At 71.5% G+C, this 14113-nt stretch carries 10 protein-coding genes; 6 read left to right on the top strand and 4 right to left on the bottom strand.

The features are described from left to right. Window positions 1-46 precede the first annotated feature (46 nt). The 4 genes from WMF28_RS24600 to WMF28_RS24585 all read right to left on the bottom strand — a co-directional run bounded on the left by WMF28_RS24600 (window position 47) and on the right by WMF28_RS24585 (window position 5451). On the bottom strand, window positions 47-835 hold the full coding sequence (locus WMF28_RS24600; RefSeq protein WP_437595737.1) for a YbhB/YbcL family Raf kinase inhibitor-like protein: 789 nt from the start codon (window positions 833-835) through the stop codon (window positions 47-49). Window positions 836-1086: 251 nt separating this feature from the next. Further along, window positions 1087-2400: a glycoside hydrolase family 30 protein gene (locus tag WMF28_RS24595; protein WP_437595736.1), complete on the bottom strand. Its 1314-nt coding sequence runs from the start codon at window positions 2398-2400 to the stop codon at window positions 1087-1089. Window positions 2401-2731: 331 nt separating this feature from the next. Next, complete coding sequence (locus WMF28_RS24590) at window positions 2732-4168, bottom strand: amidase (protein WP_437595735.1); 1437 nt, start codon at window positions 4166-4168, stop codon at window positions 2732-2734. Between the two features lie 134 nt (window positions 4169-4302). Further along, window positions 4303-5451 carry a hypothetical protein gene (locus WMF28_RS24585; protein ID WP_437595734.1) on the bottom strand — a complete coding sequence of 383 codons (1149 nt, stop codon included), beginning with the start codon at window positions 5449-5451 and terminating at the stop codon, window positions 4303-4305. Window positions 5452-5540: 89 nt separating this feature from the next. Here WMF28_RS24585 and WMF28_RS24580 point away from each other — a divergent pair, with 89 nt between their 5' ends. From WMF28_RS24580 to WMF28_RS24555, 6 genes are all read left to right on the top strand, one after another. Next, window positions 5541-6332, top strand: coding sequence for an N-formylglutamate amidohydrolase (locus WMF28_RS24580; RefSeq protein ID WP_437595733.1), 792 nt, complete (start codon window positions 5541-5543; stop codon window positions 6330-6332). Between the two features lie 309 nt (window positions 6333-6641). Beyond that, the gene (locus WMF28_RS24575; RefSeq protein WP_437595732.1) at window positions 6642-9077 is read left to right on the top strand and encodes a type VI secretion system Vgr family protein; all 2436 of its coding nucleotides are present in this window, start codon (window positions 6642-6644) and stop codon (window positions 9075-9077) included. A 6-nt stretch (window positions 9078-9083) separates the two neighbouring features. Continuing rightward, window positions 9084-11756, top strand: coding sequence for a DUF2169 family type VI secretion system accessory protein (locus WMF28_RS24570; RefSeq protein ID WP_437595731.1), 2673 nt, complete (start codon window positions 9084-9086; stop codon window positions 11754-11756). Next, window positions 11753-12826: a pentapeptide repeat-containing protein gene (locus WMF28_RS24565; protein ID WP_437595730.1), complete on the top strand. Its 1074-nt coding sequence runs from the start codon at window positions 11753-11755 to the stop codon at window positions 12824-12826. Before WMF28_RS24570 ends, WMF28_RS24565 begins: the two co-directional genes overlap by 4 nt. A gap of 109 nt (window positions 12827-12935) precedes the next feature. Then, window positions 12936-13655 carry a DUF3540 domain-containing protein gene (locus tag WMF28_RS24560; protein WP_437595729.1) on the top strand — a complete coding sequence of 240 codons (720 nt, stop codon included), beginning with the start codon at window positions 12936-12938 and terminating at the stop codon, window positions 13653-13655. Between the two features lie 51 nt (window positions 13656-13706). Further along, window positions 13707-14099 (top strand): DUF4150 domain-containing protein, encoded by a 393-nt coding sequence (locus WMF28_RS24555; protein ID WP_437476167.1) that lies wholly within the window; start codon window positions 13707-13709, stop codon window positions 14097-14099. Window positions 14100-14113: the final 14 nt, after the last annotated feature.

Raw genomic sequence — 14113 nt, 5'->3', positions numbered from 1 at the left:
CGCCATCACGGTCACCCCCCCGGCGAGCGTCGACGCCCGCTACCGCTCACCGAGGCTGGGAGGCATCGGACGTGCCGGTGAGCTTCGCCTTCGCCAGATGGTTCATCTCGAGCTTCTTCTCCGCGTCCATCGCCGCGGCCGTGCCGGTGCCCGCGATCGTCACCGACGCCTCGGCGAGCGCATAGATCGTGAACTCGTAGGTGTCGGTGTTGGCGTTCCCGCCGGCGAAATTGGGGCAAGGCCCGAGGTAGTTGTTGTTCTGCTTGGCGCCTATCGACGCTGCGTCCTTGAACTCCTCGGGCAGCGAGGTGACGTCGGCGGGAATGTTGTAGATGACCCAGTGATAGCCGTTAGCCACGGGCGGCGTCTGGGTCGCCAGGGTGACATCGATGAAGGTGATGGCGTAGCTCTTCGTGCCCGGAGGCCCTGCGGTCCAGTTGAGCTCCGGCAGGAGGCTGTTCTGGAAGCCGGCGGCCGCGCAGGTGTACTTGTCGGCGAACTCGGCGCCTTCCGCGTGATTGGGGCTCGTGAGCGTGAATGCACCGGAGGGCTCGCCGCCGCCGCCGGCCTCTCCACCCACGCCGCCGCCGCCGCCGCCGTCTCCCGCGCCACCCGCCCCGCCGCTCCCTGAGGTCGCCGACGAGGCAGAGCTGCTGGACGAGCTCGTGCTATCGGTGCCAGTGCTGGTGGTGGCTCCACCGCTCGTCGCGGCGCCGCCGCCGCCGTCCCCCGACGGATCGGGGTCACTGCTGGAGCAGTTGAGCACGGCGAGCGGCAGGCCTACGAGGACGAGGCATCGAACGCTACGAATGAACCTGTTCGTGAGGATATGCATTGGCGGATGATGCCACATCCGCGCTCCGGCAGGAATGTGTCATTCGTTTACTTCACGACAAATATCCGCAATTGGGCGGTACATTTCCCGGAGCGGCGCGCGACCTGTTGTCGATGGCATTGCGGAGATATGCTCAGCAGGTACGCGCTCTCCTGTGCAGCAGAATTGGAAATGCCTCCGGAGAATGCTGTCTGGCGGCGTGAATGAGGAACCCTGCAAGAGGTGCGCGGCGCCCGTGGCTCAGGCGGGGATCACTTCCAGTTGATGGTGGCCCATCCCCTGGCAGGCAGCTCGAACTGCAGCTTCTTGCCGCCCACGGCGACGACCGCCTGCTTCGCGGCTCCAGCGTTGTACATGACCGCGACGAGGGTGCCGTCAGGGTTCTTGAAGGCCAGCGCATCACCGCCGCTCGTCGCGACGACCTTGGCGCCTGGATCGACGTACTGGGAGACGTGGCGGAAGACGTAATAGGCCGGGGTGATGTTCAGCTTCTTCCCCGGAACGTCCACCGCCAGCAGCGCGTTCTGCGCCCAGGGCCGCACCGTATCCAGGCTCCTGCCCACCGTGTCCAGCACCATGTTCCAGGCGGAGTAGGCGTTCACGCCTTTCTTGATCCAGTCCCTGATGAGGCCCCAGCTCTCCACGGCATACGCATGGTCGTTCGGGGCCTTGCTCTGGTCGGTCCCGCTCTGCCAGGGGTAATTGCCGCACTTGTGCTCGGTCTGCCAGATGGCCAAGCCCTTGTCCAACCGCAGGCCGGTGAAGGTGTCCAGCATGCCCCACTGGAAGCCGTAGCCTTTGACGTAGGACCTGGCGGCGGCGTTGTCCATGACGGTGGTCACGATGTCGCCGTCCGTCTGGGTGTTGGACATGGTGCCCACGAAGATGTCGGCGCTGATGCCCCGCTCCTCGAACGTCGGCCCCAGATGGCTCCCGATGAACTTGGCCATCAGCGCTCCCGTCCAGAGACAGGACGGATAGTCCTGAGGGAAGCCTGGCTCGTTCTGCGGGTGGACCGCCTCGATCGTGATGCCTTCCTTGCCGTACTCCTCCACGAACCTGGCGAAATAGAGGGCATACGCGTCCAGGTTCGCGGCGTTGTCCTTCATGTTCCCGCGATCGTACGCGTTGTTGTCCTTCATCCACGGGGGAGGCGTCCAGGGGCTGCCCCAGAAGTGGATGTCAGGATTGACCGCCATCGCCGCCTTGATGAAGGGGATCAGCTTCTCCCTGTCCCGCGCGATGGAGAAGCTTTCCATCGACGTGTCGTTGGCCTTGTCGTTCAGCGTGTGGCGGCTCGTGGCATAGTCGCTCGCCCCGATCGGGATCCTGCCATAGATGAATTTGGCGCCGTCCGCCGCGTCGAACAGGAGCTTGATCGCCCTGTCTCGATCTTCGGGGCCGAGCGCGGCGAGGGCTTCCCAGCCCTTCTCATTGAAGGTTCCGCCGAAGCCGGCCCAGTCCTGCGCCGTGGAGCCGTCGTTGACGGTCACATCGGCGGTCTCGCCCGTGACCTCGGTCACCGTCCCCTCTTTCCAGTAGGCGTCTGGGCTGGAGGTGATCAACACAGGTTCAGGCGTCGGCGGTCCCTCCGTGGGGGGCGAGCCGCCTGCCCCTGCCTCGGCGACCCGCGCAGCTCGGTCTCGTCGCGTTCGCGGATCGCTTCTCTCTGGGGGCATCGTCCTGGCGCAGAGCGCGGCGCGCGCTTTCCGCAAAGTCACATTCCCGAAGCGTTCGGTTCTGATCATCGATCCTCACCGCGCGCACACCGACCCGGCCGTTTCCTGCCTGTGCGGTGTCACCGACGCTGTAAATTTCGACGTGCTCGCCGTCGTCAACCGGGCGGAGGGCGAGCCGCTCCCGGGGCCACCTCCCGGCGGCGGCTCCCGGGGCCGCTTACTTCGCGCAGAGCCCCGGCCGGCGCCGGTCCCACGGCGCGGCCTGCTCGAGCTGGCCGGCGAGCCGCAGCAAGGTGGCGTCGTCCGCGTACCGGCCCGCGAACTGCACCCCGACCGGCAGGCCGTCGGCGGTCACGTGGAGCGGCACCGACATGGCCGGGCTCCCGTTCACGTTGAACAGGGGCGTGAACGCTGCGAACTCGAAGAGCCGGTCCAGCCAGGCCTCGGCCCCCACGGCCGGATCGCTCGCGTCGAGCGTGCCGGGCGGGATCGGGAGCGTGGCCAGCGTCGGCGTGAGCAGGACGTCGAACTGCGTGAAGAACTGCCCGAGCTCCCGCGAGAGCTGATCGCGCGCGACGAGCACGTCGTGCACATCCACGGCGCTCATCCTCCGGCCGGCCTCGGCCATGGTCAGCGTGGCCGCCTCGAGCGTGTCGGGCCCCGGCGCGAGCCCGAACAGCGGGCAGACGCGATCGAGCAGGTGGGCCTGGTACGACAGCAGCATCCTGAAGGCGATCCGCACCCGCTCCCAGTCGATCTCCGGCCGCGCGGGCACGACCTCGTGCCCCAGCTGCTCGCACAGCGCCGCGGCCCGGCGCACCGCCAGCTTGCATTCGTCGTGCACCGGCACCCCGCTCCAGGCGGCGTCGCTGAACGCGATCCGCAGCCGCCCGGGCGGCATGCGCGCCTCCTCCAGGAACGACCGCGGCCCCGGCGGCGCGAAGTACGGCGCGCCCGGATCGGGCCCGGCGATCGCGTCGAGCAGCGCCGCGCTGTCCCGCACCGAGCGCGTCAGCACGTGGTCGGTGGCGAAGCCCATCAGGACCTCGCCCTCGATCGGGCCGGTCGGGACGCGGCCGCGCGTGGGCTTCAGCCCGAAGAGGTTGCAGCACGACGCCGGGACGCGGATCGACCCGGCGACGTCGTTGCCGTGGGCCATGGGCACCATCCGCGCCGCCACCGCGGCCGCCGCGCCGCCGCTCGAGCCGCCGGGCGTGCGATCCGGGCGCCACGGGTTGCGCGTCGGCCCGTGCGCGGCCGGCTCGGTGACCACGTTGAGGCCGAGCTCCGGGGTGTTCGTCTTGCCCAGCGACACGAGCCCCGCGCGCCGGAAGCGCGTCATGAGCTCGTCGTCCGCGGGCGACACGAGGCCCTGGAAGAGGCGAGAGCCCATGCCGGTCGGCGTGCCCGCGACGAGGAGGCCGAGGTCCTTCACAAGGTACGGCACGCCGGTGAACGGCCCCTCCGGGAGCCCCGCGCGGATCGCCCGCTCGGCGTCGTCGCGCAGCGAGGAGATCACCGCGTTGAGCGCCGGGTTCACCTGCTCGACGGCGGCCGACGCCACGTCCATGAGCTCGGCAGGGGTGACCTCGCGCCGGCGGACCAGCTCCGCGAGGCCCAGGGCATCGAAGGCGGTGTACTCGGAGATCTTCATGGTGCAGGTCCCTTATACGAGGCCGACGCGCGCGACGGGGTGAAGAAAGGAGCGGCGCGTGGCAATGCGCTCCGGGTCATTGCAATGCGCTCCGGTCGTCGCATCGGCTCACGAGGCGCCGCGACGAGGCGCGCCTATCCTGAGGAGGTCTCCCGGCGGCGACCTTCCGGGCGCTTCGGGGGCTTCTGCGCGGCAAGCTCGCTGTCGGGCAGCTTGCCGCTCCCCTGCTCGACGAGCTTCTTGTCGTACCAGGGCCGCGACGAGTGCGCGCGGAGGACGTACGCGAGCGCGAGGGCGCCGAGGAGCGGCACGGCGACGAAGGCGGCGGAATGCACCGTCACGTCGGGGCCGAGCGTGCTGGCGGAGGGCCACGACGGGACGTGGCGCGCCTTGATCCGCTGCACCCCGCGGAGCCGGACGAAGTCGGTGTGGGACGCCTCGTCCGAGAGGGCGACGCCGTCGGCGGTCCGCATCGAGACCTCGAAGTGGGTCTCGTCGTCGCCGCTCTCGCGTTTCTTGAGATCCGTCACGCCGACGTCGACCGTCTCCCCCAGCCAGAGGCGCGCGTGGAAGGGCGCGAACGCGGCGTTGAACGCGAGCGCCGCGACGGCGGCCACGACGGCCCACCGCAGGTGGAACGCGGCCCTGCGCGCGAACCGCTGTCCGAGCGGCTCGGACGAGAGGAGCATGGGCCGCCAGGGCGGGGGCACGAGCACGTATCCCTGCGCCACGCCGCGGTACCCCTGGGTCGGCGCCTCGGGATCCGGCGCGCGCCGGAGCTCGCCGACCGCGAAGACCTGCTCGTCGGGCACGAGCTCGGCCACGCGAACGCGCCTCTGGCGATTGACGAGGATCATGCCGTCGAGCGCGTCGACGAGCTGCACGTCCTCGCCCGGCTCGACGCGGATGCGGGCGCCGGAGGCGTGGCGAAGGTAGAAGGGGTGGACCCGGACCTTGCGGTCGGTCTCGGACCACTCGTGGCTCCAGACCCCGGAGCTCTCGGTCTCGGACCCCTCCTGCTCGACCTCGACGCGCACGGCCACGTCCGCGCCTTGCTCCCGCTCGACGGTGCCCTTGACGACGGCCTCGCCGGGCGCGAGCGCGACGCCGGGGTTGAACGAGGCATCGGCCTGCGCGGCGGCGCGGCGCTCCCGGACCGACGCTCGGAGCGCCTTGGCGGCGAGGGCGAGCAGGCCGGCCGTCGCGACGACGTACACGAGGAGCAACGACAGCCAGGTGTCGAGGTGGTAGCGGCTCGCGAGCAGCCACGTCGGGTGGTCCATGGCCGGCCATGAGAGCGCAAACCGGGGCGCCCGTGCGAAAAACCCGGTGTTGCCCGGGGCCCGGGCCGCGCCCACCCTCCGGAGGAAGGATGTCCGCGCCGCCGTCTCCCTTCCGCGTCCACGAGCCCGCCACGCCGGGGCCGGTCGTCGTCGAGGTCCCGCACGCGGGCCTCGTCGTGGACGAGCTCGCGGCGCGCTTCACCCGCGTGCCGGAGCGCGCCCTCGTGGCCGACGCGGACATCGCGGCGGACGCGCTCTTCGGCGACGTCGCGCTCGAGGGCGCCGCGCTCGTCGTCGCGACGCTGAGCCGCTTCGTCATCGACCTCAACACGGCCCCGCGCGTGCCCACGCCCTACGAGGACAAGCTCCCCTACGGGCTGCGGGAGGTGCGGCGGCGGTCCGCGAGCGGCGAGCAGTGGCTCGAGAGCCCGCCGCCCCGCGCCGAGGTCGAGCGCCGCGTGCGCGAGGTGCTCGAGCCGTACCACGCGGAGATCGCCGCGCGCCTCGCCGGCGCGCGCGCGCGTCATGGGGTCGCGATCCTGGTCTCGGCGCACAGCTATCCCGACGTCATGTTCCCGGGCGTGGCCGACGTCGTGCTCGGGACCCGGGGCGGCGCCAGCGCGGCCGCGTGGGCGCGCGACGCGGTCGCCGCCGTCGCGCGCGCGCACGGCCTCTCGCTCGCGCTGGACGACCCGTTCCCCGGCGGCCACGCGGTCGAGCGGCACGCGCGCCGCGACGAGGGGGTGCACGCGCTCCAGATCGAGATCGCCCGCCGGCTCTACTGCGACGCGCGCTCGCTTGCCCCTCGCCCCGAGGACGTCGCGCGCCTCCGGGACTTCACGCGCAGCGCCGTGGCCGCGCTCACGGCCGCCGCGCGATGACACGGCGCGAGGCTGCCGCGCAAGGCCGCGTTCGTGCGATGACGCTGCATGAATCCACTGTCGCGCGATAACGCGGTGCGATGATGCTGCAAAAATCCGTCTTCGAGCGAAAGTTCGGCACGATCTCGCGGTGCGTGCACGCCCGCGAGGCTGCGCTGCCCGGCGCCAGACGCGTACAGGTGCGCGCTCGTCCCACCGCTGGATCCGCTGTTCCGTTGCGCCGCCCGGGAGCAGGCGAGCGTTGACGCCGCGGCGCGACGCACCGAGATTCCGCCCTCAACACCCAGGCTTGGGATGGGGAGGCTCTTGATGCGCCACGACGGTCTCACGCTCTCGTGCTCGGCGCTCGCCAGCGTCGCTTTCATCGGTTTCCGGGGCACCGAGCACGTCTCGCAGCCGTACGAGTTCGAGCTCTTCTTCTCCGTCCCCGCGAACACCGACGTGCGCAAGGCGGTGGGCGAGCGCGCGACCGTGCGCGCGGGCCGCGGCGAGGAGAACGACCCCTTCGTCCTGCACGGGGTCATCGCGAGCGTGCGCCTCCTGCACCAGAACGCGGACCGGGCGCTCTACCAGGCGCTGCTCGTGCCGAAGCTCTGGCTCCTGCGCCACTTCTGGCGCAGCCACGTCTTCACGAACCAGCCCGTGAAGGAGTTCCTCTCGTCGACGCTCCAGAGCGGCGGGCTCGCGACAAGCGAGTTCCGCTTCTCGATCGACGAGGGCGACTACCCGAACGAGGAGTTCGTCGCGCAGTACCGCGAGACGCACCTCGCGTTCTTCCACCGGTGGCTCGAGCGCGAGGGGCTCTATTACTTCTTCGAGCACCCCGAGGACGGCTCGAGCGAGGTGCTCGTCATCGTGGACGACCGCGGGCTGCACGACGATTTCCCGGGCGGCGGCACGGTGCGCTACATCCCCCTCTTCGGCGACGACGTGACCGCGCCGCCGGGCCTGCACCACCTCGAGCAGGACGTGCAGTGGCTCCCGAAGAGCGTCACCATCGCCGACTACAACTACGCGAACCCGTCCGCGTCGGTGAAGGGCGAGAGCAGCATCACCGCGAAGGGGCTGGGCGCGATCCGCGAGTACGGCTACCGCGTCTTCCTGCAGAGCGACGCCGAGCGCCTCGCGCAGGTGCGCGCGCAGTCGATCGGCTGCCGCGAGGTGACCCTGCGCGGCAGCGGCGACATGCTCGGCCCGCGCGCCGGGTACCGGTTCTCGCTGGAGGACCAGCCGGCCGACGTCGGCGACCAGTGGCTCGCGCTGGAGGTGCACCACACCGCGTCGATCGCCGGGATCACGCCCGAGATCGCGCGGCTGACGCGGCTCTCGGGCAAGGACGTCTACGGCATGAAGCTGCTCGCGATCCCGGCCGACGCGCAGTTCCGCGCGCCGCAGACGACGCCGTGGCCGCGCATCTACGGGTTCGAGAACGCCATCGTCTGCGGCGCCGCCGACAGCCAGTACGCCCAGATCGACGCCGACGGCCGCTACCTCGTGCGCTTCGAGTTCGACACGAGCGGGCTGCCCGACGCGCGCGTCTCGACGCGGGTGCGCATGATGCAGCCCCACGGCGGGACCACGGAGGGCTTCCACTTCCCGCTGCGCAAGGGCACCGAGGTGATGATCGCCTTCCTCGGCGGCGACCCGGACCGGCCGTTCATCGCCGGGGTCGTGCCCAACGCGCACCGGCCGAGCGTCGTCGCGGAGCGCAACCACAGCCAGAACATCATCCGGACCGGCGCCGGCAACCAGCTCGTGCTCGAGGACGAGCAGGGCAAGGAGTTCATCTTCCTCCACACGCCGAACAACCGCACCGGCATCTACATGGGCACGCCGAGCGGCGGCCACTCCTCGGTCTACACGGGCGACGGCGAGACGCAGGTCGGCACGTTCCTGTCCCCCGAGAACGCCGACCCGGCGATCGCGGGCAGCAGCACCGTCAGCGTCACGTTCAGCTACCTCGAGACGACGGGGGGCGACGGCGGGTCCTGGATCGGCGGCGACTCCTGGGAGAACGTCGGCGGCAACAAGTTCAGCATGGTGGTGTGCAACCTCTGGGCGGGCGTCGGGGGGCTCTACACGCTCCAGGTCACCGGCGCGGCGGAGGAGACGTACTACGCGACGCGCACGACCACGATCAAGACGGGCCGCGTGGACACGGTCGAAGCCGGGGGCATGAAGCAGACGATCACCGACGGGATGGAGCTGACCATCACGAGCGGCGGGATGAAGCACGACGTCCACGGCGAGCTCACGCAGACGATCGAGCCGGGGGGCTCGTCGACGGTGACCGGACCGTGGAAGCACAAGGTCACGGCCGAGAACTTCGACGACTACAAGAGCTGGAAGACGGAGGTCGCCACCACCTGGAAGGGCCACTTCGGCGGGAACGTCGACCTGGAGAGCGACACGAGCTTCCTGATCAAGGCGCCCAAGGCGAAGATCACGGCCACCGACCTGAAGTGGGAGGTGCTCGGGATGACGTTCGACATCACGCCGAACAAGCACGAGCTCTACGTCTACAAGGGCGCGAGCGGCGTCCTCAAGACCGACCACGCCGCGCTGTACCAGACGCTGTACGGGCTCAAGCTCGAGTTCGTGGGGATCAAGCTCGACTATGTCGGGATGGACAAGAAGGCCGTCGGCGTGAAGCTGAAGCAGGTCGGCGCCTACGTGAAGCAGCAGGCGATTGGCGCGATCATCGGGGCGGTCCTCGCGCACCAGATCGCCGTGACGAAGCTGTGAGCGCGGATGCGAGTCGTTAAACCCCTCAAGGTCCCGGCGCTCACGCGCGTCGTCGAGGTCGCGCGTCGCCTCCGGTTCCACGTGGGCGCCATGGTCGCGTTCCCGCTCGACGCGCCGCGCGCGGTCGTCGACGAGATGACCTTCTGGCCGGCCGCGATGGCGGAGCTCGGCAACATCGCGCTCGACGACGGCATCGCCAAGGCGCGCGGCGAGCTGCTCGTCGCGGGCCGGTGCCACGCCCCGGAGGGCCGCCGCGTCGCCGCGTCGTTCGTGCGCGCGCGGCTCGGCTCCATCGACAAGCGCCTGGCCGTGCTGGGCGACCGGCACTGGACCGGCCGCGGCTTCACCGAGCCGGAGCCGTTCTCGGACATGCCCATCGACTGGGCGCGCGCCCTCGGCGGGCCGAAGGACCCGGCGAACCCCTACGGCAAGGGGATCGAGGAGGTCGAGCGCGGCGGGCAGCGCGTCCGGCCGCTCCCGAACGTGGAGCACTACGGCGCGCTGATCCGCTCGCCGTCCGACCGGCCGGGCCCGGCGTCCTTCCTCCCGATGGACGTGAGCTTCGCCCAGCGCCGCGGCCGCGCGGGGACGTACGGCGGGGACTACGCCGAGAAGTGGGCGCCCGGCCTGCCGCCCGACGTCGATCCGTCGTTCTTCAACGTCGCGCCGAGCGATCAGTGGAGCGCCGAGCCGTTCCGGGGCGACGAGGCGTTCCTCGTGGAGAACATGCACCCGGCGCGCCCGCGCATCGAGGGCGCGCTCCCCGGCCTCTGCGCGCGCGTGCTCGTCACCCGCCGCGACGCGAGCGGGGAGGCGTTCGTGGAGCTCCCGGTCCGCTGCGACACGGTGTGGCTCCTCCCCTCGGCCAACCTCGGCGTCGTGATCTTCCACGGCTCGATGCCGGTGGCCGACGACGACGCGGCGGAGATCATCGACCTCGTCGTGGCCTGCGAGGAGATCGGTCGCCCCCGGCCGATCGAGCACTACCGCGAGGCGCTCGCCCGGCGGCTCGACAAGGACCGGGGCGCGATCGCGGGGCTCAGCGACAGCGATCTCATGCCGCCGCGCGCGTCGGGCGTCGCGGCGAACATCGCCGGGCTCGACATGATGCAGTGGATCAAGAGCGAGAACCTGGCCGCGAAGAACCTGCGGCGCGGCGCGGAGCGGGACCGCGAGCGCCGCCGCGAGGAGCTCCTGGCCGACGGCGCCGATCCGGCGCGCTACGGCCTCGACGCGCCGCTGCCCGAGGAGGAGGCGCCTCCGCCCGTCGACGACCTCGACGCGCTGGTCGTGTACCTGGACGACGCGTCGCGAAAGTTCGAGGAGGAAGAGGTGAAGGCCGCCCGCACGAAGGACGAGGCCGAGGCGCGCATGCGGGCGCGGGCCGCGGACATGGGGGTGTCCGAGGAGACGCTCCGGCGCGCCGAGGCCGAGGGGGAGCCCCCCGGCGGCCCGCCGAAGTTCTCGGCCCAGGCGCAGCTCCAGCAGTACGCCGAGCTGGCCGAGGCGGGGCGCCGCGGCGGCGTGCCCAACGAAGAGCTCGAGGCGATGCTCGCGGATCCGGCGTTCCACGAGCAGCTGGTCCGCCTGGAGCAGGCGGCGCGCGAGGGCTACCGCGGCTCGGCGCACCTCACGCCGGCGGCCCTGCCGATGACCGCCGAGGCCGCCCTGATGGCGCGCGTCGTCATCGAGGCGGCGCGCGACGCGCGCGAGCCGCTCGACGATCGCGATCTCACCGGCGCCGACCTGCGCGGGGTCGACCTGCGGGGGATGAGCTTCGCGCGCGCGTTGCTCGAGGGGGCCGACCTGCGCGGCTGCGACCTCTCCGGCGCGGTGCTCGAGGGCGCGGTGCTCGCGAAGGCCGACCTCACGGGGGCGAACCTCACGGGCGCGCGGCTCCGGGGCGCGAACCTGGGCAAGGCGAACCTCGAGCGCGCCGTGCTCGACGACGCCGATCTGACCGAGGCCGTGCTCATGGGCGCGAAGCTCGCCGGGGCGCGGCTCCAGCGCGCGCGGCTCGAGCGCGCCGACGTCCTGCAGGTGAGCTGGGAGGGCGTGGATCTCTCCGGCGCGGACCTCGCGGTCTGCACGTTCCTCCAGGCGAGCTTCGCCGGGGCGAACCTCACCGGGGCGAACCTCGAGCGGGCGATGCTGCTCGAGTGCTCGCTCGACGGCGCGGACCTCTCGGGCGCCCGGCTGCACAAGGCGACGCTGATGAGCTGCACGGGGGCGCGGGCGCGCTTCGTGGGGGCGCGCTTCTCCGAGGGGGTCGCCATCTACAAGAGCGGCCTGCCCGAGGCCGACTTCCGCGACGCCGTGCTCGAGAAGACCTGCTTCCGGACGACGGACCTGCGCGGCGCGCGCTTCGATCGCGCCCAGATGACGATGACCGATCTCTCCGAGGCGGACGCGACGGGCGCGATCTTCGACCGCGCCGTCCTGAAGAGCGCCCTCCTGATCCGGACGATCCTGGACCGCGCCTCGCTCCGCGGGTGCAACCTGACCGAGGCGATCCTCTCGAAATCGCGCCTCGCAGGGGCGGATTTCACCGGCGCCCAGCTCTGCCGCGCCGATTTCAGCCGCGCGCGCGGGGACGGCCGGACGACCTTCGCCGAGGCGGCGGTCGACTTCACCCGGTTCGACCGGCAGGGCGCGCCGGCCGCTGGAGGCGCGACATGAACCGCGACGAGGTGCTCGACAAGATCCGCCACGGCGAGGCCATCCAGGCCGCGGACCTCTCCGGGCTCGACCTGACGGGCGCGGATCTCTCGGGCGCGGTGTTCGACCGCGTGCGCATGCCGCGCGCGATGCGGGGCGCGCTCATCAAGGAGTCGACGTTCTCCGAGTGCGATCTGTCGGGCGCGGACATGACGGGCGCGGACCTGCACCTGACGAGCTTCGTCCAGAGCTGCCTCGACGGGGCGAGGCTGTCGGGGTCGAGGCTCATCGGCGCGAGCTTCGTCGAGACGACGTTCGAGGGCGCGACGCTGTCGGGCGCGGAGGCGCAGGTCGCGAACTGGGCGAAGTGCTCGTTCACGCGCGCCTCGCTCGAGGGGGCGAACCTCGACCGGTCGAACCTCATCGAGATCACGGCCGACGGCGCGAATTTTTCGCGCGCGAACCTCGAGAAGGCGACGATGTACAAGCTCGACCTGCGCACCGCGCTGCTCGACGGCGCGAACCTGACGCTCACGACGCTGCTCGAGTCCGAGCTCGGCGCGCGGGCGTTCCAGGGGACGAAGCTCTTCCGCACGCAGTTCATGCGCGGCAGCGTCGCGGGATCGAGCTTCGCGGGCTGCGACGCGACGCAGTGCAACTTCACCGGGGCCGACGTCTCGGGCTGCGACTTCAGCGACGCGGTCCTGACGCAGGCGCTCTTCGGCGAGGCGAAGGCGGCGCGGGCGCGGTTCTCGCGGGCGAGGCTCCAGCAGGCGATCTTCGAGCGGGCCACGCTCGCGGAGGCCGATTTCTCGGGCGCGGAGCTCGTCGAGGCGTACCTCGCCTTCGCCTCGTGCCCCGGCGCGCGCTTCGTCGGCGCGAAGCTCGCGTACGCCGACCTCTCGCACTGCGATCTCTCGGGCGCGGACTTCACGCAGGCGGGGATGTTCCGCGCGAAGCTGCACCGCGCCCGCCGCGACGGCGCGCGGCTGCCGGCCGGGGCAGGGTGGCTCGGCGACGACGAGAAGCTCGCCGCGCTCGAGGACTGGAAGCCGAAGCGCGGCGGCGAGCGCGACGCCCAGCGCCCGTGAAGCTTCGGTGAAGCGCGAGGATGCCGTTGCTTCTGTCCGAAAACTCCCCGAAAGTAGCGATGCTGCGCGCACGTCCCGAACGGGCGGAGCCAGGCCGAGGAGACCCGAGATGCAGAGCACGGCGGCCCGCGAGCCCCTGACGGTGGCACACGACGACAGCGCGCAGGACGATCTCCTGGCCGCGGTGGATCTGCCGTCGATGGAGGCGTCGCCGCGGCGTGCGCCGTCGCTCGAGACGGGCGTCGTCCGGGGCACGGCGTCGGGGCTCCTGGTCGAGCTCGGCGGCGGCCTCGTCGTCGCGCGGCGCGCGAAGAGCTGCCTCGTCGCGCCGGACGCGGGGGATCGCGTGCTCTGCGCGGCGGACGGCGACCAGGTGTTCGTCCTCGCGGTGCTCGAGGGCGAGGCCGGCGCGACGACGCGGATCGTGGCCGAGGGCGACCTGAAGGTGCAGGCGACGGGGCGCCTCGGGCTCGGCGCGGGCGATCAGATCGAGATCGCCGCGGCCCGGGAGGTGGGTCTGTTCACGGGCAAGCTCCAGATCCGCGCGCAGGCGGCGACGGCCGCGATCGAGGAGCTCGGGCTCGTCGGCCGCTCGCTCGAGGCGCACCTCCAGCAGGCGGTGGTCGTCGCCGAGCGCATGGAGGTGCGCGCCGACCGCCTCGTGCAGCGCGCGAAGAAGGCGTTCCGCTTCATCGAGGCGCTCGAACAGGTGCGCGCGGGCATCTTCGACCTGCGCGCGGAGGGCCTCGCGGCCGTCCGCGGGGAGAACACGATCGTCGCCGCGCGGACGCTCGCGAAGCTCGACGGCGAGCAGGTGAAGATCGGCTGAAGGGCGTGCCGCGCGGCGCCGCGGACGCCGGCAAGGACGAGGGGTGAATCGATGCTCGCGAAGACGACCGCAGGGGGGATGTGCCTGGCGTTCCCCGACGTGTGCCTGACCCCGACGCCGGCCCCGGTGCCGATCCCGTACCCGAACATCTCGCTGCATCCGATGAGCGTGATGTTCGTGCCGAACGTGCTCGTCACGTGCGCGCCGGCGCACAACATGCTGACCGTCGCGCCGCTCACGATGGGGGACAACCCGGGCGTCGCGCTCGGCGTCGCGTCCGGGATGGTGATGGGCCCGTCGCGCAACGTGACCGCGGCCTTCACGGTGATCGTCGGCTGCGCGCCGATGACGCGCCTGACGAGCATCTCGCTGCAAAACAGCACGAACGCGGTCGGCATGGCGATCGTGCCGAGCATCACCACGGTCATCGTGCTCTCCCCGTGAGCGGCGCGCGCCCT

Origin of the sequence: Sorangium sp. So ce590 (assembly GCF_051521365.1) — a bacterium.
Classification (GTDB): domain Bacteria; phylum Myxococcota_A; class Polyangia; order Polyangiales; family Polyangiaceae; genus Sorangium.
Note: the sequence above shows the minus strand (reverse complement) of the source record. Positions and strands in the feature narration are given on the sequence as shown.